This is a genomic window from Streptomyces sp. NPDC033174, from assembly GCF_055577795.1.
In genome coordinates, this window is sequence record NZ_JBVIPQ010000007.1 from 1 (window position 1) to 21,685 (window position 21,685).

General features: G+C 71.1%; 15 protein-coding genes and 1 pseudogene. 5 read left to right on the forward strand and 11 right to left on the reverse strand.

Annotated elements, in window-relative coordinates; genetic code table 11:
• Positions 1–100 (forward strand): annotated as a pseudogene (locus ACZ5VC_RS22085) (IS481 family transposase); the annotation flags it as partial.
• On the opposite strand, the gene ACZ5VC_RS22090 reads toward ACZ5VC_RS22085, so the two are convergent.
• The 5 genes from ACZ5VC_RS22090 to sph all read right to left on the reverse strand — a co-directional run bounded on the left by ACZ5VC_RS22090 (position 97) and on the right by sph (position 6,535).
• Positions 97–1,086 carry an MASE1 domain-containing protein gene (locus ACZ5VC_RS22090; RefSeq protein ID WP_469121744.1) on the reverse strand — a complete coding sequence of 330 codons (990 nt, stop codon included), beginning with the start codon at positions 1,084–1,086 and terminating at the stop codon, positions 97–99. The pseudogene ACZ5VC_RS22085 and the gene ACZ5VC_RS22090 sit on opposite strands and share 4 nt — an antisense overlap.
• Before the next feature lie 102 nt (positions 1,087–1,188).
• A complete protein-coding gene (locus ACZ5VC_RS22095; RefSeq protein ID WP_469121745.1) occupies positions 1,189–2,016 on the reverse strand; it encodes a PP2C family protein-serine/threonine phosphatase in 828 nt (275 codons plus the stop codon).
• 139 nt (positions 2,017–2,155) lie between these two features.
• Positions 2,156–4,402 (reverse strand): MMPL family transporter, encoded by a 2,247-nt coding sequence (locus tag ACZ5VC_RS22100; protein WP_469121746.1) that lies wholly within the window; start codon positions 4,400–4,402, stop codon positions 2,156–2,158.
• A gap of 102 nt (positions 4,403–4,504) precedes the next feature.
• Positions 4,505–5,479 carry a cation diffusion facilitator family transporter gene (locus ACZ5VC_RS22105; RefSeq protein WP_469121747.1) on the reverse strand — a complete coding sequence of 325 codons (975 nt, stop codon included), beginning with the start codon at positions 5,477–5,479 and terminating at the stop codon, positions 4,505–4,507.
• Positions 5,480–5,557: 78 nt separating this feature from the next.
• A complete protein-coding gene (sph, locus tag ACZ5VC_RS22110; protein WP_469122116.1) occupies positions 5,558–6,535 on the reverse strand; it encodes a sphingomyelin phosphodiesterase in 978 nt (325 codons plus the stop codon).
• Between the two features lie 198 nt (positions 6,536–6,733).
• Between sph and ACZ5VC_RS22115 the strand changes: the two genes are divergently transcribed.
• The gene (locus ACZ5VC_RS22115) at positions 6,734–7,606 is read left to right on the forward strand and encodes an oxygenase MpaB family protein (protein WP_469121748.1); all 873 of its coding nucleotides are present in this window, start codon (positions 6,734–6,736) and stop codon (positions 7,604–7,606) included.
• On the opposite strand, the gene ACZ5VC_RS22120 is transcribed toward ACZ5VC_RS22115, so the two are convergent.
• From ACZ5VC_RS22120 to ACZ5VC_RS22135, 4 genes are all read right to left on the reverse strand, one after another.
• Positions 7,578–8,975: a GH1 family beta-glucosidase gene (locus tag ACZ5VC_RS22120; protein WP_469121749.1), complete on the reverse strand. Its 1,398-nt coding sequence runs from the start codon at positions 8,973–8,975 to the stop codon at positions 7,578–7,580. The genes ACZ5VC_RS22115 and ACZ5VC_RS22120 overlap by 29 nt on opposite strands.
• A gap of 49 nt (positions 8,976–9,024) precedes the next feature.
• Entirely contained in the window at positions 9,025–9,861 is an 837-nt protein-coding gene (locus ACZ5VC_RS22125; RefSeq protein ID WP_469121750.1) for a carbohydrate ABC transporter permease, read from the reverse strand.
• Positions 9,858–10,847, reverse strand: coding sequence for a carbohydrate ABC transporter permease (locus ACZ5VC_RS22130; protein WP_469121751.1), 990 nt, complete (start codon positions 10,845–10,847; stop codon positions 9,858–9,860). Before ACZ5VC_RS22130 ends, ACZ5VC_RS22125 begins: the two co-directional genes overlap by 4 nt.
• Before the next feature lie 83 nt (positions 10,848–10,930).
• Positions 10,931–12,250 carry an ABC transporter substrate-binding protein gene (locus ACZ5VC_RS22135; protein WP_469121752.1) on the reverse strand — a complete coding sequence of 440 codons (1,320 nt, stop codon included), beginning with the start codon at positions 12,248–12,250 and terminating at the stop codon, positions 10,931–10,933.
• Between the two features lie 263 nt (positions 12,251–12,513).
• Between ACZ5VC_RS22135 and ACZ5VC_RS22140 the strand changes: the two genes are divergently transcribed.
• Positions 12,514–15,312: a glycosyl hydrolase gene (locus ACZ5VC_RS22140; protein ID WP_469121753.1), complete on the forward strand. Its 2,799-nt coding sequence runs from the start codon at positions 12,514–12,516 to the stop codon at positions 15,310–15,312.
• 79 nt (positions 15,313–15,391) lie between these two features.
• On the opposite strand, the gene ACZ5VC_RS22145 is transcribed toward ACZ5VC_RS22140, so the two are convergent.
• Complete coding sequence (locus tag ACZ5VC_RS22145) at positions 15,392–16,438, reverse strand: LacI family DNA-binding transcriptional regulator (protein ID WP_469121754.1); 1,047 nt, start codon at positions 16,436–16,438, stop codon at positions 15,392–15,394.
• Positions 16,439–16,634: 196 nt separating this feature from the next.
• Complete coding sequence (locus ACZ5VC_RS22150; RefSeq protein ID WP_469121755.1) at positions 16,635–18,173, reverse strand: M1 family metallopeptidase; 1,539 nt, start codon at positions 18,171–18,173, stop codon at positions 16,635–16,637.
• A 201-nt stretch (positions 18,174–18,374) separates the two neighbouring features.
• Between ACZ5VC_RS22150 and ACZ5VC_RS22155 the strand changes: the two genes are divergently transcribed.
• Together ACZ5VC_RS22155 and ACZ5VC_RS22160 are read left to right on the forward strand one after the other, a co-directional pair.
• Positions 18,375–20,363: a Xaa-Pro dipeptidyl-peptidase gene (locus tag ACZ5VC_RS22155; protein ID WP_469121756.1), complete on the forward strand. Its 1,989-nt coding sequence runs from the start codon at positions 18,375–18,377 to the stop codon at positions 20,361–20,363.
• Positions 20,360–21,643 carry a M14 family metallopeptidase gene (locus tag ACZ5VC_RS22160; RefSeq protein ID WP_469121757.1) on the forward strand — a complete coding sequence of 428 codons (1,284 nt, stop codon included), beginning with the start codon at positions 20,360–20,362 and terminating at the stop codon, positions 21,641–21,643. The genes ACZ5VC_RS22155 and ACZ5VC_RS22160 overlap by 4 nt, the downstream gene beginning before the upstream one ends.
• The last annotated feature ends 42 nt before the right edge of the window (positions 21,644–21,685 follow it).

Genomic DNA, 21,685 nt, shown 5'->3' on the forward strand with positions numbered 1-21,685 from the left:
AGACTTCCTCCACACCTACAACCACCACCGCTGCCACACCGCACTCGAAGGCAAGCCACCGATCAGCCGCGTCAACAACGCTGCGAGTCAATACACCTAGCCGCCGCGGCGCTCTTGTTCCTCGGGCGGCGGCCACCGGTCCGGCGTACTCCCCGGCGCGATCTGGTCCACCACCTCCGCCAGCTCCAGGCACACCCGCTCGATCCTCAGCCGGATGTTCTGCTGCTCGGTCACCACGGCCGCCAGCAACAGACCCGTCAGCGCCACAGACCCGTTGAGCGCCTGCAGATTGACCATGACCTCCAGCAGCGTGTGGTGCGCGAACGGCCCGGCACGGTCGGTCGCCGCCCAGATCGCCAGGACGGAGACGAGCAGCGCACAGGGCGCGCTGCCGCCGAGCTGGAAGCGCAGGGCCGCCCAGATCACGAGCGGGAAGCAGAGGAACAGCAGGGCGAGGGAGCTCCTCGTGGCCAGCAGGGTGACGGAGACAGCGACGATCGCCAGCACCGCGGCCTCCGCCGCCCGCGAGATGTCCTGCGGCGGCCGCGCCCTGGGCAGGACCAGGAGCAGCGGGGTGACCACGATGACGCCCATCGCGTCGCCGGCCCACCACGCGGACCAGACCGGCCAGAACGCGTTCGCCGCCAGGCTGCCGGTCGCCACCAGCACACCGGTTCCGACTGTCGCGCTGATCAGCATCGGCACCAGGCCGCCCAGAAAGACCAGCGACAGCCCGTCCCGCAGCCGGTCCAGTTCGGTGCGGAAGCCCACCGCGCGGAGCATCAGGCAGGCCGCCATCGGCGCGAGGGTGTTTCCCGCGACGATCGCCAGACCGGAGAAACTGAATGAACCGAGCGTCATGATGACGAAGAACGCGCCGAGAGCGATCCCGGGCCAGATCCGCAGGCCCATCCACAGGAGGCAGCTCAGGGCGATGCCCGTGGACGGCCACAGCGGCGTGACGATCGCACCCTCGACCACCACCCGCCGCAGGAGACCGAGCCGTCCGGTCACGTAGTACGCGGCGGTGACGGCGAGGATCCGCAGCAAGGCTCCGGAGAGACGTCGGAAATCCTCGGTGCGCACCTCGTCATCAGACAACAGGGCTCGCCCCGCGAGGGGCCGACACGCGCCTTTCACCCGCCTTCGTCCGCTCGCCCGCCCCTCACCCGTCCGTAGCCCCGTCCCTCACCCGTCCGTCTCCCCGTCATGGCGCAGCACGAGAACCGCGGCGTCGTCCGCGTGGCCGGTGGAATCGGCGACCTTGATCACTTCGGCGGCCAGTTCGCCGGGCTCGGCGCTCACGCCCGCCGCGACCACGCGGGCCACCCGTTCCAGCCCCACCTCGATCGGGAAGGACGGCCCCTCGACGACACCATCGGTGACCAGGACGAACGCCCCCGCCTTCGCCAGCCGTCGCCTGGTCACCGGGAAGGCCGCCCCGGGCACCATCCCGAGCGGCGGACCGCCGTCGTCCTCCTCGACGCCGTGCTCCCCGTCGGCGGTCGCCCAGAGCGCGGGAACATGGCCGGCGCGGGCGCTCGCGAGCTCCCGGGTGGCGGGGTCGAAACAGAGAAAACTGCACGTCGCGAAGAGATCACGGTCCACCGACAGCAGCAGGTCGTTGGCCAGCCTCAGCACCTCGCCCGGATCGCCGGCGGTGGGGGCCACGGCGCGCAGACCGATGCGGACCTGGCCCATGAACGCAGCCGCCTCCACGTCATGGCCCTGCACGTCGCCGATGGAGAACGCCAGAGCGCCCCCCGGCAGGGGGAAGCCGTCGTACCAGTCGCCGCCGACGTCCAGGCCGTGACGGGCGGGCGCGTACCGGGCGGCGGTCCGAAAGCCGGGCAGGCCCGGCAGCGAAGCCGGGAGCATCTCGCGCTGGAGCGCCTCGGCCAGCTCGACCCGGGCCCGCTGCAGCGCGGCCCCTTGCCGCGCCTGGGCGGTGAGGGACCCCAGTCTGGTCAGGAGGTCGTCCGCGCTCTCGGGTCGTAGGGCACGACGCCAGGTCATGGGGCGCTCCGAGCAATGGCTGTTCCGGGGGCCGCCGCGTGAGGTTCCACGACTCATCGTATTTCCGTGGCGCGCCCGCCGCCTCGCGAGACGGCCGGGCGCTCCCCGACGACCCCCTGTGACGGCGCGGGCCCCACCGCTAGCGGGCGGCGGTCTCGGCCTCCCCCTCGGTGTCGACGTGCGGCAGGATCCTGTCGAGCCAGCGAGGCGTCCACCACGCGGACCTGCCGAGAAGGGTCATGGCCGCCGGGACGAGCAGCAGCCGGACGATCGTCGCGTCGATGAGCACGCTGGCGGCGAGGCCCAGGCCCAGCATCTTGACCACGATGTTGTCGCTGAGGATGAAGGCCGCGAAGACGCTGACCATGATCAGCGCCGCGCAGGTGATCACCCGCGCGGTGATCTCCAGCGCGTGCGCGACGGCGGCCTTCGGGTCGCCGGTGCGCAGCCATGCCTCGTGGACCCGGGAGAGCAGGAAGATCTCGTAGTCCATGCTCAACCCGAAGACGATGGCGAACATCATCATCGGTACGTAGCTCTCGATCGGTACGTCGCCGGAGACGCCCAGCGCCGGGCCTCCCCAGCCCCACTGGAAGACGGCCACGACGACGCCGTACGAGGCGGCGATCGACAGCACGTTGAGCACGGCCGCCTTGAGGGCGACGAGCACGCCGCGGAAGACGACGAGGATGACGAGGAAAGCGAGTCCGACGACGACGGCGATGATGAGCAGCAGTCGGCTGGAAACGATGTCCAGGAAGTCGACCTGGGCGGCGGTCGTGCCCGTCACGTACGTACGGGCCTCGGTGCCGGACACGGCCTGGGGCAGGACGTCGTCCACGAGACGGTTGACCAGCCGGGTCGTCCGCTCGTCCTGGGGACTGGCCACGGAGTACGCCGTAGAGAGGAGCGCATCGCCGTCCGACGTGGGGTTGGGCGGGGTGATGACCGCCGCGTCCGGCACGTTGGCCAGGGCGTTGCGCACCGAGGTCGCGAGGGCGGCGCGGTCGGCCTGCGGGACGGCGCTCTGGTCGACGACGAGGGTCATCGGCCCGTTGGAGCCGGGCCCGAAGGCGGAGGCCATCAGGTCGTATGCGCGCCGGTCCGTGAAGGACTTCGGATCGGCGCCGTCGCCGATGTGGCCGAGCTGGATGGAGAACAGCGGGATGGCGAGGACCGCCAGGACCACCACGCCGGACGCCATGAACCACCAGGGGCGGCGCTCCACGCGCAGGGCGTACCGGTGCCAAGTGCCGTGTGCCTCCTGGCCCGGCTCCGCGTCGGTCTCGGCGACGGGCTTGCGGACCCGCAGTCTGTCGATCCGCCGGCCGATCATCGCGAGGACCGCCGGGACCAGGGTGAGCGCGCCGAGCACGGCCGTGACCACGGTGACGGCGGCGGCCAGCCCCAGCTTGCCGATGAAGCTGATGCCGGACACCCACAACCCGGACAGGGCGATGACGACCGTGCAGCCGGAGACCAGCACGGCGCGGCCGCTGGTGGCCGTCGCGAGGCCGGCCGCGGTCACCGGGTCCTGGCCGTTCATGAGGTTCTGACGGTGCCGGGTGATCAGGAAGAGCGCGTAGTCGATGCCGACGCCGAGACCGATCATCGTGGCGAGCGTCGGGGAGACCGTCGCGAAGGTGAACGCCGCCGCCAGCAGCCCGAGGAGACCCAGCCCGCAGATCACCGCGACGAGCGCGGTCACCAGCGGCAGGACCGCCGCCACCACGCTGCCGAAGCCGAGCAGCAGCACGAGGATCGCCACCCCGAAACCGATCGCCTCGCTGGTGCGGTCGTCGGCCTCGGGACGGGCCAGCTCACCGAGTGGCCCGCCGTACTCGACCGTCACATCGGCGGCACGCAGGGGCTGGACGGCCGTGTCCACCCCGTGCAGGTAGTCCGGCTCCAGCGTGGCGGGCTGTACGTCGAACCGGACGGTGATGTAGGCCGTCTTCTTGTCGGTGGAGAGAGGGCCGACGTTCTGGGCCCCGGCAGGGGGCGGGGGCGCGGCGAGCGGGTTCTGCGCGCTGAGCACATGGGGCAGCTTCTGCAGGTTCGCCACCGCGGTCGCCATCTGGCCGCCGACGTCGGTGAGCGGCTTCGCGGTGTCGTGGAGCACGATCTGGGCGCCGTATCCGCCGGCGGCCGGTTCGTGGGCCTTGAGGACGTCGAGCCCGTCCTGGGACTGGGAGCCGGGAAGGGCGAAGTCGTCCGAGTACTCGCCGCCGTACGTGCGGTCCAGCACCTGCAGGCCGACGACGGCGGCCAGCCAGAGGACGATGACGGTCACGAAGTGGCGGCCGCACCACTCTCCGAGGCGCCGGAGCGTTCCCCTGGGCCGCGGCGCGGTCGCGCGCTCGGCTGCGGGCTTGGACACTGTCACGCGTACTCCCGACGGCCGACGACGCACCGGATCAACGCCATTGAAGGTGGCTCCGGCCGCCGCGGCATCCCCACGCGGGGGAACGGGTGACGCGGGGAGTGTCTAGGAGGAGTGATGGGCCAGGGCGCCGTGCGGATCCTGGCCCGCCGCGGGGGCGTGGTCCACATGGACGGTCGCTCCCGCGAGCCTCGGCACGGCGTGCAGCAGCGCGTGCTCCGCCGCCACGGCCACCGCGTGGGCCTGGACCACCGTCAGTTGCGGGTCGACCACGATGGACGTCTCCGCGCGCAGCGTGTGGCCGAGCCAGCGCATCCGTACGGTTCCCACGTCCCGGACGCCCTCGACATGTGACAGCGCGTGTTCGGCGGCGTCGACCAGGGACGGATCGACGGCATCCATCAGCCGGTGCCACATGTCACGCGCCGCGCCGCGCAACACCAGCAGGATCGCGGCGGTGATCGCGAGGCCGACGACCGGGTCGGCCCACCGCCATCCCAGGGCGGCGCCGCCGGCGCCCAGGAGCACCGCGAGCGAGGTGAAGCCGTCGGTGCGGGCGTGCAGGCCGTCCGCGACCAGGGCCGCCGATCCGATGCGCCGCCCCGTACGGATCCGCGCCCGGGCCACCCATTCGTTCCCGGCGAAGCCCACCAGCGCAGCCGCCGCGACCGCACCGAGATGCCCGACGTCCCCCGGCTCGACGAGCCGCCGCACCGCCTCGTATCCGGCGAAGGCCGCCGACGCGGCGATCACCAGGACCACGAAGACCCCGGCCAGGTCCTCCGCACGCCCGAAGCCGTAGGTGTACCGGCGGGTGGCCGCCCGCCGGCCCAGCACGAAGGCGAGCGCCAGCGGCAGCGCGGTCAGGGCGTCCGTGGCGTTGTGCACGGTGTCACCGAGCAGGGCCACGGACCCCGAGAGCCCGGCGACGACCGCCTGGACGGCGGTGGTCGCGGCGAGTACCGCGAACGAGAACCACAGGGTCCGCAGACCCTGCGCCGACCCCTCGAGGGCCCGGTCGATCCGGTCGTGCGTGTGGTGACGATGAGGATGGCGATGGTGGTGTCCACGACCCGTCATGGACACCAACATGGCACTCCAACCCCTTTGCGGCTACTGCCGAGATACGGCCTGTGACCAGCTGCGAAGGGGTCGCGACTACTGCCCCGAGGCGATAACCGGGTAGTGGTCGGAAAGGTTCGTGTACGTGTACTTCGTGCCCCAGCTGGAGACCGTCCAGGGCGCGCTCTGCTCCTTGATCACGGCATTGGCCCACCCGGCGGGCCGGGCGTGGCCGGTGCGGTGAAGCACGTAGTCCAGATCCTCGCGCGGGTCGTCCGGATAGCGCTCGGAGGCTATCGAGTTCTGGTCGGTGTCGAAGGAGTACGGGTGCCCGGTGCGCGCGTCCGCGCCCATCAGTCCGCCGTCCGCCAGCATCGAGGCGTACTCCTGGGTGCGTGAGTCCACATTGAAGTCGCCCGCCACCATCACCTGCTCGGACGCGGGAATGTTCTTCGCGTCAAGGAACGCGTCGATCGCCTTGAACTGGCGGCTGCGCATCTGCGCCGCCTCGCCCGCCGAACAGCCCGGGTCGGTCGACTGCGCGTGGGTCCCGACCACGTGGACCCTGACGCCGTTGACGTTCAGGACCACATACGCGAAGCCCTTGTTGGAGTACCAGTCGGAGCCGCAGGCGTCCTTGTAGACGTACTGCTCCTTGCGCAGGATCGGCCACTTGCTCAGGACGGTGACCCCGCCGTCCTCCGGAGTGGTCGCCGAGTAGGAGCCGCCGGTCGCGTCCCACCCGTCCTTGGCGCGCCCCACCACGGGGGTCTGGTACGGGTACTGGGCCGAGGAGTTCCGCTTCAGCGCGTCCGACGTGGCGTTGTCGAACGCCTCCTGGAGCACGACCACGTCATTGCCCTGGTAGAACGACGTCTTCGGGATCTCGGAGGCCCGGTGGTCCTGGCCCCAGTTCGGGTACAGGGTCTTGCTGAACAGGAACACGTTGTACGTGAGCACCTTCAGCCGCGGGGTCTCCGCGGCGGAGGCGGCCGAAGCCGGCGGCGCGGCCGCGGCCAGGCCGGCGGCGGCGAGCACGGTGGACAGGGCCGTGGACACGACCGCACCGGACATCCGGCGGTGGAGCGGGGCATGCGGCACAGGAACTCCCGTTTCTGGTGGGGGGTTGGACCGGCGCCGCACATCAAATCAGCCACGGTTACCTTCCGGTAGCCTCCGGATGCCGGGAATCTTGCCGGGTCACGTCCGACCCGGGAACTCTTCCTGGCCGGCCCCTCGCATACTGGAGGGGCACGAGCGAGGGGAGCACCGATGACCAGGGCCGAACACCCCGTACCTCCGCCGACCGGCGGGGTCCTGTGGAGCGTCGCCGGAGACGTCCGCGCCCTGCTGATGCTGCCCGCCGCCCTCACCATGCAGGTCGCCCACCCCGCCGTGGGCGCCGGTGTCGACGAATACTCCGTCTTCCGCACCGACCCCTGGGGCCGTGGAGAGCGCTCCCTGCGGTCGGCGCAGCTCTGGGTGTACGGGGGCGAGGCCGCGGCCGAGGAGGGGCGCCGCCTGCGCCGGCTCCACCGGACCATCCGGGGCACCGACACCCGTGGCCGCGCCTACCACGCGCTCACCCCCGCGAACTACGCCTGGGTCCACGCCACCGGCTTCCCCGTCTACCAGCACGGGCTGCGCTACCTGGCCAGGCCCCTCACCCCGGCGCAGGAGCGCCAGTTGTACGCGGAGTGGCTCCAGGTCGGCCGCATCCTGGGCATCCACGACCGCGACATGCCCCAGACGATCGAGGAGTTCTGGCCGTACTACCGCAAGGTCCTCGCCGACGAACTGGAGCCGACCGCCGTCGTCCGGGAGCTGATCGCGACCGACCAGCCCGTGCCCCCGCCCAGCGGGGGACCCCAGCCGGTGAGGCTCCTGCTGAAGGCGCTCTGGCCGCTGATCCTGCCGCCGCTCGCCCGCTTCCGCGCCTTCGTCACCGTCGGCTTCATGCCGCCCGACGCGCGCGAGGCGATCGGGCTGCCGTGGACGGACGGGCAGGAACGCAGACTGCGCCGGTTCGCCCGGGTCGTACGGGCCGTGGTTCCCGTACTCCCCGAGCGCCTGCGCTATCTGCCGCTCGCCCGCGAGGCGCGTCGCCGCGAGCGGCTCAGCCGGTCGGGCCACCCCGCGCGATGACGTCCGCGTACCATCGCGCACTGTCCTTCGGGGTGCGGCGCTGGGATGCGAAGTCCACATGGACGATCCCGAACCGCTTGCCGTACCCGTAGGCCCACTCGAAGTTGTCGAGCAGCGACCACAGGAAGTAGCCCCGGACATCGGCGCCGTCCCCGATCGCCCGGTGCACGGCCGCGAGGTGGGCGTGGAGATAGGCGACCCGCTCCGGGTCGTGCACCGCGCCGGACGGGTCGGCGTAGTCGTCGTAGGCCGCGCCGTTCTCCGTGATCACCAGCGGAGTGCCGGGCAGTTCGTCCCGTAGCCGGGTCAGCAGCTCGTACAGCCCGTCGGCGTCCACCGGCCAGTCCATCGCGGTGCGCGGACCGGGGGCGGGCAGGAAGCGGACATGGTCCTCGGCGGCCGGCCACGGCGAGGGGGTCTCGCAGCTCCCGGCCCCGACGACCGTGGGGGAGTAGTAGTTGATGCCCAGCGAGTCGATCGGCGTGGAGATCACCTCCACGTCGCCGTCCCGGACGAAGGACCAGTCGGTGAGGGACGAGGTGTCCGCCACCAGATCGGCGGGCAGCCGGCCGTGGAAGACGGGGTCGAGGAAGATCCGGTTGCCGAGTGCGTCGATCCGGCGGGCCGCGTCACGGTCCGCGTCGGAGTCCGAGCGAGCCCGTACGGCATGGAGGTTGAGCGTCAGCGAGATCTCGGCGGACGACGGCAGGACCGCCCGCAGTACCTGGGCGGCGCGGCCGTGCGCGAGATTGAAATGGTGGGCCGCGCGCAGGGCGGCCGCGGGCTCGGTGCGGCCCGGGGCGTGGACACCGGAGCCGTAGCCCAGGAAGGCCGCGCACCACGGCTCGTTGAGCGTCGTCCAGGTCGCGACGCGGTCACCCAGCGCCTGCGCCACGATGCCCGCGTAGGCGGCGAACCGCTCGGCGGTCTCCCGGTGCGGCCAGCCTCCCGCGTCCTCCAGCTCCTGTGGGAGGTCCCAGTGGTAGAGCGTCGCGACCGGCCGGATGCCGCAGGCCAGCAGCTCGTCCACGAGCCTTCGGTAGAAGTCCAGGCCCTTCTGGACGGCCGGCCCTCGCCCTGTCGGCTGGACGCGCGGCCACGCGACCGAGAAGCGGTAGTCGGTGACCCCGAGCTCCTTCATCAGCGCGACGTCCTCGCGCATCCGGTGGTAGTGATCGGCGGCGATGTCACCGGTGTCGCCGTTGCGGACCCGGCCGGGTGTGCGGCTGAAGGTGTCCCAGATGGACGGGGTGCGGCCGTCCTCGGCGGCCGCCCCCTCGATCTGGTACGCGGCGGTGGCCGTGCCCCAGCGGAACCCGGCCGGAAAGGCCAGGGTGGGGGCCGCGGGGCGTGCGTCGAGCGCTGTCATCAGGTGGAGGCTCCCAACAGGCGTGAGTAGGAGGGAAGGTGAGGGTCGGTCAGCCCTTGACGGCGCCCTGCATGATGCCGCCGACGATCTGCCGGCCCAGGAGACCGAAGACCAGCAGCACCGGCAGGGTGCCCAGCAGCGTGCCCGCCATGATCACGGACTGGTCGTGGACATAGCCGCCGCCCAGCTGGCGCAGCGCGACCTGAACGGTCGGCTCCTGCGAGGAGAGCGCCACGATGGGCCAGAAGAAGTCGTTCCAGGCCGCCATGAAGGTCAGCAGCCCCAGCACGGCCATCCCGGGACGGGCGATCGGAACCACGATGGACCAGAAGATCCTCGCCGTGGAGGCGCCGTCCACCCGGGCCGCCTCGATCAGCTCGTCCGGCAGCGACTGCACCAGGAACTGCCGCATGAAGAAGACACCGAACGCCGACACCAGACCGGGCAGGATGACCGACTGGAGCTGGTTCACCCACTCCAGCTTCGCGATCAGCATGAAGAGTGGGATCACCCCGAGCTGCGGCGGGATCATCATCGTCCCCACTGTGACCGCGAGCAGCGCGCCCCTGCCGCGGAAGCGCAGCTTGGCGAAGGCGAAGCCGGCCAGCGTGCAGCACAGCACCGTACCGACGGTGATGGACCCGGAGACGATGAGGGAGTTGAGCAGGGCCTTGCCGACGTCCGCCTCCTCCATCACCGCCTCGAAGTTGCGGATCAGATCCGGTCCGGGCAACAGCGTCGGAGGGACCTTCGCCAGATCGGCGTTGGAGCGGCTGGCGGCGACGACCGTCCAGTAGAAGGGGAACGCCGAGACGAGTACGGCGACGGCGAGGAACGCGTACGCCAACTTCCCGCCGTGCAGGGTGCGTCCTGCGCGCGAGGTCATCGGGAGCCCTCCCCACGGTCCTTGGGCGCGCTGTCGCTCAGGGAACGGCGGCGCGCGATCAAAGCGTTGACGCCGACCAGCACCAGGATCAGCAGGAACATCACCCAGGCGATCGCGGCGGCCCGCCCCAGGTGGAAGAAACCCCACCCCTGTTCGTACATGTAAAGACCGAGCGTCTGGTACTGGTGCGAGATGCCGCCCGAGATCGACCCCTCGAAGAGCAGGGGCTCACCGAAGAGCTGGGTCGCACCGATGGTGGAGACGACGGTGGTGAAGACGATTGTGGGACGCAGCCCGGGCAGGGTGACATGGAGGAACTGCCGCCATCGCGAGGCCCCGTCCATCTCCGCCGCCTCGTACAGCTCGGACGGGATCGACTGCATCCCCGCCAGATAGATCAGCGCGTTGTAGCCGGTCCAGCGCCAGACGACGATCGAGGAGACGGCGATCTGGGAGGCGACCGTGCCCGTCTGCCAGTCCACCGGGCCGAATCCCACGAGCCCCAGCAGGTAGTTGATCAGCCCGAAGTCGCGGCCGAAGAGCTGGGCGAAGACGAGCGTCGCGGCGGCGACGGACGTGGCGTACGGCAGCAGCATCGCCGTGCGGAAGAAGGTCCGCCCGCGCAGCTTGTAGTTGAGCAGATGGGCGAGGCCGAGGGCCATCACCAGCTGGGGGACGGTCGAGATCACCCCGATGGTGAAGGTGTTGCGCAGCGCGATCCAGAAGAACTCGTCGGTGAAGAGCGCGGTGTAGTTGCCCAGTCCCCGCCACCGCATGTCACCGGGTGTCTGGAGCTCGACCCGGTAGAGCGAGACGAAGGCGGTGTAGATCAGCGGGAAGAGACCGAAGGCGGCGAACAGGGTGAAGAACGGGGCGATGTAGGCGTACGGCGAGAGCGTGCGCCAGGCGCGGTGTGCGGCGGGCACGTGGCGCACGGGGCGCGGGGGCGGCGAGGTCGCCGCTTCGGCCGGTGCGGTGAGGGTCATCGTGCGGCCCTTCGGGAGTCGGTACGGGGGTGTTCGGGACCGGAGCGGGGAACCGGGGGCCGAAGAGGCCCCCGGCACCCGGGTCAGCCGGTGGCGTTCTCGACACCCTTCTTCGCGTTCGACCAGGCCTTCTCCGGCGAGGTGCCCTTCCGCTCGACCTCGCTGAGGGCGTTGGTGATCTGGTCGGCGACGTTCTTGTCGTGGACGCCGAGAACCTGCACCGGGGCGGTCTTCGCCGCGTCTCCGAAGATCTGCCCGATCGGCGCGCCCGAGAAGTACGGGTCCTTCGCGTCGGCGACCTTGGCGATGGCGCCGGTCGACGAGGGGAAGTTGCCCTGCTTCCGGAAGAGTGCGGCCTGCTGTTCGGGGGCGGTGAGCCACTGGATCAGCTCGTACGCCTCCTTCTTGTGCTTGGCCGCGCGCGGGACGGTCAGATACGAGCCGCCCCAGTTGCCGGCGCCGCCGGGCAGCTTGGCGATGTCCCACTTGCCCTTGCCCGCGTCACCGGCCTGGCCCTTGATGTACCCGAGCATCCAGGCGGGGCAGGGGAGGGTGGCGAAGGAGCCGGAGGAGAAGGCCTGGTTCCACTGTGGTGACCACTGGTCGAGCTTGGCGCTCAGGCCTTCCTCCGCCGCCTTCGCCGAGGCGTCCCAGGCGGCCTTCACCGCCGGGTTCTTCTCGTAGACCAGCTCGCCGGAGGCGTCGTAGTACCGCTCCTTCTGCTGCCCGATCATGATGGTGAAGAGGCTGCCCACGCTGTCGATCCAGGCGCTCTTGGCGGGAGCCTTCGCCTTGTACTGCCTGCCGAGTTCCAGATAGCCGTCCCAGGTCGACCACTTGGCGGCCAGTTGCGCGCGGTCGGTGGGGAGGCCGGCCTGCTGGAACAGATCGCTGCGGTAGCACATGGCCTCGGGGCCGACGTCCGTGCCGAGGCCGAGGACGCGGCCGTCCTTGGTGGTCGCCGCGGACCACTTGGCCTCGGCGAACTCACCCTTGAGCTTGTCGGCGCCGTACTTCTTCAGGTCCTCGAACCTGTCGGCCTGCTGCTGGGTGACCGAGGCGATCCGGCCGACCTCGACGGCCTGGACGTCGGCGAGGCCGCCGCCGCCCGCGAGGCGGGTCTGCAGCGACTTCCAGTAGTCCTGCTCGTCCTCGGTGTCGGTCTGCTTGATGGTGACGCCGGGGTGGAGCTTCTCGTACTGCGCGTAGAGCCCGGCCTCCTTGTAGCCGAACGAACCGAAGAGGTCGACGGTGAGCGTGACCTTGCCGCCCGCGCCGTCGGACGCGCCGTCCGAGGAGCCGGATCCACAGGCGGCGAGCAGGGCCCCGCTGAGGGCGACCGCGCCGAGGCGCACGGCGGCCCTCTTCACGGCGGCTCTCTTGGCGGCTCGGGCTATGGGCATGGGAAGCCTCCCTTGGCTTCGTGCGGGAGCGAAAGCGCGCCCTGACCGGGCGAACAGGGTTTGAGAGCGCTCTCAGGAATGCGTCTGGAGCGTGCCCCGCGCGGCACCCTCCCGTCAAGAGTCGAACGCGTAACGGCTTGGCTTTCGGACCAACTCCCGCTCTTGCCCGGCGTATTGACAGGTGTGTTTCAGGAGTTTTACGTTCCTCGCCATCTGAGAGCGCTCTCGGACGCCCTTTCCCCCACCCCTTCGAGGTGCCGTCCATGCCAGCCAACCGCGCCCCATCAGCCGCCCGCGGCAGACCCACCGCCGCGATCCTCCTGGTCACCGCCCTGGCCACCGCCGGACTGGCCGGTCCCGCCGCGGCCCCGGCCGCCGCCGCAACCGTCCCCGTCGGCTCCGGCAGTTACTCCGACACCCGCCCCGCCGGAACCTCGGGCCCCACCACCAACACCGGCGCGCCCGTCCTCCCCAAGGTCACCCCCGCCGCCCAGGGCAAGCCCGTGCCGACCAACGACTGGTGGTCGTCACTGGCATTCCAGCGCTACGGCGACAATCCGTACTCCACCCCCATGTACGGCCATCCCCTCACCTACCAGGCCACCGCCGCCGGCCTGGACATCGGCTACCCGACCACCGCAGCCGTCGTCGGCGACGGCCGCCAGTACGAGTACGCCCACAAACGCGATCTCACCCTCGGCCTGAGCGGGCTCAACTCCCCGGACACCAGGGCCGACGCATGGTCCGACTGGACCGTCACGCCGTACTGGTCCGACGGCAGCCGTACCCTGCGCACCACCATCGGCCACGGCCTGCCCTTCGTATACGCCAAGGGCACCGGCGGCAGCGCCCAGATCACGACCGCCAGCGCACCCACCGTCTTCGCCGACCAGGGCAACGTCCTCGGCGTCACGGTGGCCGGCCACCACTACGCCCTGTTCGCCCCGACCGGCAGCGACTGGAACATCTCCGGCTCCACCCTCACCGCGGGCCTCGGCGCCAAGGACTACTTCTCGCTGGCCGTGCTGCCCTCCACGGACGCCCTCGCCACCTACCGGAAGTACGCGTTCAGCTTCGTCACCGGGTCGAAGGCGAGCTGGAGCTACGGCGGCGGGCAGGTCGGCGCCACCTACACCCTCACCACCCAGGCCCAGGAGGGCGGCGAGACGGGCACGCTCCAGGCCCTCTACCGCCACCAGTGGCTGCACAGCACCGATGCGCTCACGCCGTACACCTACGTCTCACCGCGCGGCACCATGAAGGTCCGCGCGTCCACCACCTTCACCACCACGCAGAAGGCCGCGGCCGTGCTGCCGGGGCTGCCCGGGCCGGCCGGCACCGACACGGCCCGGCTCAGGGGCTATCTGAACGAGGCAGCGAACGCCGCCGACCCCTTCTCCGGCGCGACCGACACCTACTGGACCGGCAAGGCGCTCGGCCGCCTCGCACAGCTCGTTCCGGCCGCCGACCAGCTCGGCGAGAGCGCGACCCGCGACAAACTGCTCGGACTGCTCAAGGGGCGGCTGCAGGACTGGTTCACGGCGGGCGGCGCGAACGAGTTCTCCTACGACAGGAACTGGAAGACGCTCACCGGCTACCCGGCGTCGTACGGCAGCGACACCGAACTCAACGACCACCACTTCCACTACTCGTACTACGTCTACGCGGCGGCGATCGTCGCCCAGTACGACCCGGCGTGGGCCGCCGACTCCGCCTGGGGCGGCATGGTCAAGACGCTCGTACGGGACGCCGCCAACCCCAGCCGCACCGACACCGCCTTCCCCTTCCTGCGCGGCTTCGACGTCTACGCCGGCCACAGCTGGGCCTCGGGCCACCAGGGCTTCGCGGCGGGCAACAACCAGGAGTCCTCGTCGGAGTCCACCAACCTCAGCGCGGGACTGGTGCTCTGGGGCTCGGCCACCGGTGACACCGCGCTGCGCGATCTCGGTGTGTACCTCCTCACCACCGAGTCCGAGGCGATCGCCCAGTACTGGTTCGACGCCGACCAGCAGGTCTTTCCGTCGTCCTTCGGGCACGACACGGTCGGCATGGTGTGGGGAAGCGGCGCCGCCTACGCCACCTGGTGGACGGCCAACCCCGAGGAGATCCACGGCATCAACGTGCTCCCGGTGACGGGCGGATCGCTCCATCTGGCCAGGGAGAAGGCCGCCATCCGTCGCAATCTCGCCGAAATGGAGCGGGAGAACGGCGGCCCGGCCGTCGAGTGGCGCGACATCCTCTGGGAGTTCCAGGCGCTCGCCGACCCGGCGGCGGCGAAGGCGAAGTGGGACGCCGGAAACGCCGGATACACCCCTGAGCAGGGCGAGTCCAAGGCCCACACCTACCACTGGATCTCCACCCTGGACACGCTGGGCGCCCCCGACGCGACCGTGACCGGTGACCTCGCCACGTCGGCGGTGTTCACCAAGGGCACGGTACGGACGTACGCGGCGCACAACCACGGCTCGACCGCGCGTACGGTCACCTTCTCCGACGGCGCCAGGCTCACCGTGCCGGCCCGCTCCGCGGCCACCGGCACCGGAACCGGCGGCGGCGATCCCGACCCGGGCCCCGGCCCGTCCACCGGCAACACCTTCCAGCTGCGCACCGGCGGTGTCCTCACCACGGCCACCGGCGCCACGGCCGGCAGCGACACCCTCGCCTCCGCCGGTGGCGCGAACTACGACGGCACACCCCACCAGCCCCTGGTCTACGAGGTGAAGAACGTCAACGGCACCCTGAAGGCCGGTACGGCCACCGCCTTCCGCCTCCAGGTCGACGCGGGCTCCACGGTCGGTCTCGGCCAGCAGGCCAGGGTCAGCTACGACCTCACCGGCGACGGCGTCTTCGACCGGACGGAGACGTACCACTACTTCGCGACCGACCCGGTGACGGGATGGGAGGAGTACAACCAGTCCCGCGGCCTGAAGTCGGCGACGGGTGCGCCGGGGGACCTGCGGGGCGGCACCGTACGCCTCGAGGTGTGGCACGCCATCGGCAACGGTACGGCGAAGCTCCAGACCGGCACGGACCGGTCCGTCCTCGTCATTCCGTACCAATAGTCGGCAGCGGCAGCGGTCAGGGGCGGCGGTCAGGGGCGGCGGCCGGCCGGCAGTGACCGGGCACCAATGACCGCCGGCTTCAGGCCGAGGCCCGGCGGATCAGTTCCGTCGGAGTGATCACCGAGCCCGGGGCGCCCGCCCCGGGCTCGTCCTCGTCGCCGTTCAGTACGCGCATCAGCAGCCGCACCATCAACCGGCCCATGCCCTCGATGTCCTGACGGACCGTCGTCAACGGCGGCAGGGCCGACTCCGCGACCGGAACCATGTCGTCGAAGCCGACCACCGCGACATCCTCCGGCACGCGCAGACCGCGCTCGCGCAGCACCCGCAGGGCTCCGCACGCCATCAGGTCGTTGGCGGCGAAGACGGCGTCCGGCGCGGGATCGCGGTCCAGCAGTTCCGCCATCGCCCGCGCGCCGCTCTCCTCGGTGAAGTCACCGTGGGCGATCAGCCCGGAACCGGCGTCCAGGAGGACGTCGCGGTAGCCGTCGATCCGGTCGATCGCGGAAGTCTGGTCGCGGGGGCCCGCGATGTGCGCGATGCGCTCACGCCCCAGGGAGAGCAGATGGCGCACCGCCCGGCGGGCGCCTCCCCGGTTGTCGCAGTCGACGTACGGCACCGCGAGCTCGGCGTCGGCTCCGGGCCACCCCGGCCGGCCACCGAAGACCGTCGGTACGTTGACCCGGCGGATGATCGAGGGCAGCTCGTCGTCGTTGTGGAGGGAGAAGGCGAGCGCGCCGTCGACATGGCCGCCGCCCAGATAGCGGGCGATCCGGTCGTAGTCGCCCGGTCCCTCCACCCAGAGCAGGACCAACTGCGCGTCATGAGCGGTCAGTTCGCGACTGATGCCACGGACCTGCTGCTCGAAGAACGGGTCGGAGAAGATCCGGAACTCGGGCTCCGCGATGATCACGGCGACCGCGCCGTTCCGTCGCGTGACCAGGGAGCGGGCCGCGTGGTTCGGGACATAGCCGAGTTCCTCGACGGCCCGGCTGACCTTCTCCACCAGGGGTCGGCGGACACCCGCGCCGCCGTTCACGACACGGGAGGCCGTCGCCCGGGAGACTCCGGCGCGCGCCGCGACGGCTTCCAGGGTGGGACGGGACCCAGAGGTCGGATCGGACAACGGATGCTCCTCGTCGGGCGCGGCGGGCGGACCGTACGGGCGGCCGGGACCTCCGTACACCAGAGAGGGTATCCGGTTCCGCGTGCGGTGAGAGCGCTCTCACGCCGATGCCCGGCCTCACCCCGCACGCAAGCGCCGCCCGCCCCTGGCGGGGCGGACGGCGCAGGTGGCGTCGGTCCGGACGCCGGCGCGGACCTCAGTGACCGTGGCCGTGCTCGTGGACCGTGTTCGTCGCGGCGATCTTCTTCCACGACTTCGGCGGGACGGGCTTCGCCGACGGGCCGGCCGACGGGCCGGAGCGCGTCGCCGCCCCCGACCCGGCGATCCTCGCCCCGGCGGCAGCCGACGCGGCCGGCTTCTCCGGCTGGTACAGCCAGGTGTCGAAGAGCCCGGCGAGCGGCTTGCCCGACACCTTCTCCGCGTACGTCACGAAGTCGGAGACCTTCGCGTTGCCGTAGGCGCGCTCGGTCGGCCAGCCCTTGAGGATCGCGAAGAAGTCCTCGTCGCCGATCTCGTTGCGCAGCGCCTGGAGGGCGAGCGCTCCGCGGTCGTAGACGGCGATGTCGAACTGCTTGTCCGGACCCGGGTCGCCAGGCTTGACCGTCCAGAACGGGTCGTCCGCCGCCCGCTGCGCGTACACGTACTGGGCGAGCTCCTGGGCCGTGCCCTCGCCCTCCTTCTCCGACCACAGCCACTGGCTGTAGCGGGCGAAGCCCTCGTTGACCCAGATGTCCTTCCAGCCGTCGACGGAGACGCTGTCGCCGTACCACTGGTGGGCGAGCTCATGGACGACCACGGAGACGTTCGCGCCGTTGGCGAACTGGCGCGGGCTGTAGAACGGCCTGGTCTGCGTCTCCAGCGCGTAGCCGCTGGTCACGTTCGGAACGTAGCCGCCGAGCGCGTTGAACGGGTACGGCCCGAAGACCTCCTCCAGCCACTCCGCCACCTCGGTGGTGCGCTCGACGGAGGCGCGCGCCGCGCCCGCGTTGTCGCCGAGGTCCCTGCTGTACGCGTTGAGGACGGGGAGGCCACTCGCGGTCTTGTCGGTGGTGATGTCGAACTTGCCGACGGCGAGCGTGGCGAGATAGGTGGCCTGGGGCTTGTTGGAGCGCCAGTTGTAGCGGGTCCGGCCGAGCTTCGACGACTGCGACTGCAGGGTGCCGTTGCTGATCGCCTGCGTACCGTCCGGCACCGAGACCGAGACGTCGAAGGTGGCCTTGTCCAGCGGGTGGTCGTTGGACGGGAACCACCAGGCGGCCGAGTCCGGCTCCTGGGCGGCGACGCCGCCGTCCGGGGTCCGGTGCCAGGCCGTCCAGCCGTCGATCTTCAGCTCGGAGGGCTTGCCCGCGTAGCGGACGACGACCGAGATGGTCTTGCCCTTCTCGAGTGGGGTCACCGGGGTGACCTCCAGCTCATGGGCCCCGGAGGCGGTGAACGCCGCCTTCTTGCCGTTCACCCGCACCTCGCTGACCTTCAGGCCGAGGTCGAGGTTGAAGCGGGAGAGGTTCTGCTTGGTGGTGGCGACGATCGTCGCCGTGCCCTCCAGCAGATCGGTCTGTGGCTGGTACGTCAGCCGGAGGTCGTAGTGGGATACGTCGTATCCGCCGTTGCCGCTGGCCGGGTAGTAGGGATCGCCGATGCCCGGGGCGCCCGGAACGTAGTCGGCGGCCGATGCCGGGATCGCCAGCAGCAGGGAGGCCGCGAGAGCGCTCGGGACGATCAGTCTGCGGTGCACGGAAGCTCTCCAAGTGGTAGGACCGGAAGATCTCTTGAAGGCTATTCAGCCCCTACGCCCGCAGTCATGTCCATGGTCCCTTCTGTCACGCGATCGCCATTTGGCGGACATGAACCGCCATCGGCCCGGGTGTCCCTTCAGTCGCGATGGTCCGCCGACTGCCCTCTTTTGCACGGGAGTTCACTCCAGTACGTTCCGCCCATGCCGATATCCGTGCGGAGAACCCCGTTGTCGTGCAGAACGCTGGTGGTGGCGGCCGTGGCCGCCCTGATGTCCGCACTGGCCCCGTCGTCCGGCGCGCTCGCCGCGACCGGTGTCCCCCCGGGCCACGCCGGGGAATCCAGGCCCGTCTACTCCTACGGCGACGCCGTCCGTGAGTCCGTCTGGGTGGACACCGGCCTCGACGGGGACGCCGACGGCCGCGCCGACCGGGTCGCCGTCGACATCGTGCGCCCGCGCGAGGCCGCCGCGAGCGGCCGCAAGGTACCCGTGATCATGGACGCGAGTCCGTACTACGCCTGCTGCGGACGAGGCAACGAGAGCCAGAGGAAGACCTACGACAGCAACGGCGACCCCGTGCAGTTCCCGCTCTTCTACGACAACTACTTCGTCCCGCGCGGCTATGCCTTCGTCGCCGTGGATCTGGCCGGAACCAATCGCTCCGACGGCTGCGACGATGTCGGAGGGCCCTCGGACATCCAGTCCGCCAAGGCCGTCGTCGACTGGCTGAACGGCCGCGCACGCGGCTACACCACCCGTACCGGCTCCGACCGCGCGCGGGCCGCGAGCTGGTCCACGGGCAGGACCGGCATGATCGGCAAGAGCTGGGACGGCACCATCGCCAACGGCGTCGCCGCGACCGGGGTCGAAGGCCTCGAGACGATCGTCCCCATCGGCGCCATCTCCTCCTGGTACGACTACTACTTCGCCCAGGGCGCACCGCTCTACGACTCCGGACCCGAGTGGCTCTCCGACTACGTCAACAGCCCGGACGCGCACGGGCGTTGCTCGGCCGTACAGCAGCGCCTGATCGACGGCGCCCCGCGCACCGGCGACCGGACCCCGCTGTGGGACACGCGCGATTACGTGCGCCACGCCGCCAGGGTCCGGGCCAGCGTCTTCGTCGTCCACGGCATGCAGGACCTCAACGTCCGTACCAAGCACTTCGGTCAGTGGTGGGACGCCCTCGCCGGACGGGGCGTCGAACGCAAGATCTGGCTCTCCCAGACGGGGCACGTCGACCCGTTCGACTTCCGCCGCGCCGCGTGGGTCCCGACCCTGCACCGCTGGTTCGACCACTACCTCCTCGGCTACGACAACGGCATCGACCGCGAGCCGATGGCCGACATCGAGAGGTCCCCCGACCGGTGGACCACCGACCGTTCCTGGCCGCCGAGGACCACCGCGGCCACCCCCCTGCGACCCGGTGAGGGAGCCGCCGCCGGTGTCGGCACGCTCGGCCTGGCCCCGGCGAGGCCGGGCGCCGCCGAGACCTTCACGGACGACCCGAGGCTGGGCGAAACCGACTGGGCGGCCGGCGTCGATCTGACGACTCCCTCGAAGGCCGGGTTCATCACCCGCCCGCTGACGAAGGACCTGCGCCTGTCCGGGTCCTCGAAAGTCACGGTCACCGCGACTCCGACCACCACCAGCGCCCACCTCTCCGCCGTGCTCGTCGACCTCGGCCCCGACACGATCCGGGACTACACAGCCTCCGGCGAAGGCATCACCACGCTCCCCGAGCGCACCTGCTGGGGGGCGAGCACGACCGGCGACAGCGCCTGCTTCAAGGAGACGAGGGCCAAGGCCGCCGCCGTCGGTCACACCGTCTTCAGCCGCGGCTGGGCCGATCTCGGCACCTGGGCCGACCCCCGCAAGGGCCGCCCGCTGACCCCCGGCAGGGCCTACACGCTCACCATCGACCTCGCGGCGAGCGACCATGTCGTCCCGGCCGGGCACCGGCTCGCCCTGATCATCGGCGGCACGGACAAGGACCTCATCGACCCGCCCGCCTCCACTCCCACGCTGACGCTGGACCTCGCCCGCACCACGGCGCGGCTGCCGCTGGTCGGCGGTGCGCCCTCCTTCGTACGCGCCACTTCCGGCGCCGCGGCCCCGCGCCCCGGCCGCCTCGACAGCGGCGTGGCCGCACCGCGCTCCCACCGTCCGATCCCCGGAGGAACGCGATGAGGCCCCTCGCCCGCACGCTCGCGCTCGCCGTCACCGCCGCCGCGCTCGCCCTGCCGATGGTCACCGCTCCCGCCCGGGCGGCCGGCTCCGTCCCGCCGCGCACCGGCTTCGAGATCACCGCGGGCGCCCGCTGGACCACCCAGCCCGAGGAGCAGGCCTTCCTCGCGGCCGTCGACCGTGGCAGCGACCGCGTCTCGACGCGGACCATCGGCTCCACCGGCCAGGGCAGGCCGCTCCAGCTCGTCACCGTCGGCACCGCCCGTACCGAGAACGTCCTCCTGCTGATCTGCAGCCAGCACGGTGACGAACCGTCCGGCCGCGAAGCGTGCCTCACCACCGTCCGCGACCTCGGCTACGCCAAGGACAGGGAAACGCGCCGCTTCCTCTCCCGTACGACCGTCCTCGTCGTCCCCACCGCCAACCCCGACGGCCGGGCGGCGGACACCCGCGGCAATGCCGACGGCATCGACATCAACCGCGACCACATCGCCCTCAGGACCGCCGAGGGCCGGGCCGTGGCCGCCGTCATCCGCGACCGACGGCCCGACGTGATCTACGACCTGCACGAGTACGGAGGCACCACGCCGTACTACGACAAGGATTTGCTCGCGCTCTGGCCGCGCAACCTCAACACCGACGACCGTGTCCACGCCGAGGCCCGCACACTCTCCGAGAGTCATGTGCGCCCCGCGGCGAAGGAGGCGGGCTTCAGCAGCGGAATCTACGGAATCTGGACCGACCCGGTCACCGGCGAACCCCTCAAGCAGATCGCGGGCGACGGCCAGGAGCGCATCCTGCGCAACACGGCCGGCGTCAAGCACTCCGTCGGCCTGCTCGTCGAGACCCGGGTCGAGCCCCTGACGGAGGCGGACAAGAAGGACCCGGCGCTCAACAACAAGCGGCGGGTCGGCTCCCAACTGGCCGCCTTGGACGGCGCCTTCTCCTACGTCGACGAGCGGCGGGCCGGGATCGAGGCGGCCACTTCGGCCGCCCGGCGCGCCGGGTTCACCGACAGCGGTCCTGTCTATCTGGGCGGCGCCGACAACGACCCGGCGGAACCCGCCGAGATCCTCCAGGACCCGCCCTGCGGATACCGGCTGGACGCCGCGCAGTACGCCGACGTCAGGGACGAACTCGCGCTGCACGGCGTGATCTCCCGGCCCGCCGGGGACGGGGCGTTCGTACCGCTGCGGCAGTCGCGGCGCGCCCTCGTGGCGCTGCTGCTCGACGAGCGCGCGGCCTACCGTCTCACCACTGGTCAGCCGGTCACCGCCTGTTGAGACGAGTGAGGTGAATCACATGTGGTAGGGGAGTGGAGTAGA